General features: G+C 53.2%; 1 protein-coding gene. It reads left to right on the forward strand.

The window, feature by feature from the left end; genetic code table 11:
- A partial coding sequence (wbpA, locus tag AC1DVH_RS31290) for a UDP-N-acetyl-D-glucosamine 6-dehydrogenase (protein ID WP_477757046.1) occupies positions 1–1,196 on the forward strand: 1,196 nt, incomplete at its 5' end.
- Between the last annotated feature and the right edge of the window lie 95 nt (positions 1,197–1,291).

The following is a 1,291-nucleotide window of genomic DNA, read 5'->3' on the forward strand; positions in this document are numbered from 1 at the left end:
TCCGAGTGCTGGGTATTGACATTGATGAAAGCAAAGTAATCAAGTTGAACTCGGGCCAGAGCTATATAGAACACATCCCGGCAAGCAAGATTACACTCGCGCGCGAGAGCGGCTTTAGCGCTACTACCGACTTCAGTCGTGTTAGCGAATGCGATGCTCTGATTCTCTGTGTACCGACTCCCCTTAACAAATATCGCGAGCCGGACATGAGCTTCGTGATCAACACCACTGATGCGCTTAAACCCTATTTACGCGCTGGCCAAGTGGTCTCGTTGGAAAGCACCACCTACCCCGGTACCACCGAGGAAGAACTGCTACCCCGCGTACAGGAAGGCGGTCTAACTGTCGGCAAGAACATTTTCCTGGTCTACTCGCCAGAGCGCGAAGACCCGGGCAACCCMAACTTTGAAACTCGCACTATCCCGAAAGTCATCGGCGGCCATACCCCCGCTTGCCTAGAAGTTGGTATTGCTCTGTATGAGCAGGCCATCGACCAAGTGGTACAGGTCAGCTCGACCAAAGCAGCGGAAATGACCAAGCTGCTGGAAAACATCCACCGCGCCGTCAACATCGGCTTGGTCAACGAAATGAAAATCGTCGCCGACCGCATGGGCATCGACATCTTCGAAGTTGTCGATGCAGCAGCCACCAAACCTTTCGGCTTCACTGCCTACTACCCTGGTCCTGGCCTCGGCGGTCACTGCATACCGATCGACCCCTTCTACCTGACCTGGAAGGCGCGCGAATATGGTCTGCATACCCGCTTTATCGAACTATCCGGTGAAGTCAACAAAGCCATGCCTGAGTACGTGCTTACCAAACTGATGGACGGCCTGAATGACAGCGGCAAAGCGCTCAATGGCAGCAAAGTCCTCGTACTCGGCATCGCCTACAAGAAGAACGTCGATGACATGCGCGAATCGCCATCAGTGGAAATCATGGAGTTGATTGAAGCCAAGGGCGGCATCGTCGGGTACAGCGATCCGCACGTACCAGTTTTTCCCAAAATGCGTGAACACCACTTCGAACTGAGCAGTGAAACACTGAGCGCTGATAATATTGCCAGCTTCGATGCGGTGGTGCTTGCTACCGACCACGATAAGTTCGATTACGAACTGATCAAGCAGCATGCACGTCTAATCGTCGACAGCCGTGGCAAGTACCGTGCCCCGGCAGAGCACATCATTAAGGCTTGATCACTTTCATTACTGTCGAAAACATCCGGCAAGGACAACAGTCGTCTTGCCGGGTTATCGTACTTCGCAAGGAATACCCATGAAAAACTTCGCCC

This window comes from Pseudomonas sp. P4_C3 (assembly GCF_056402075.1).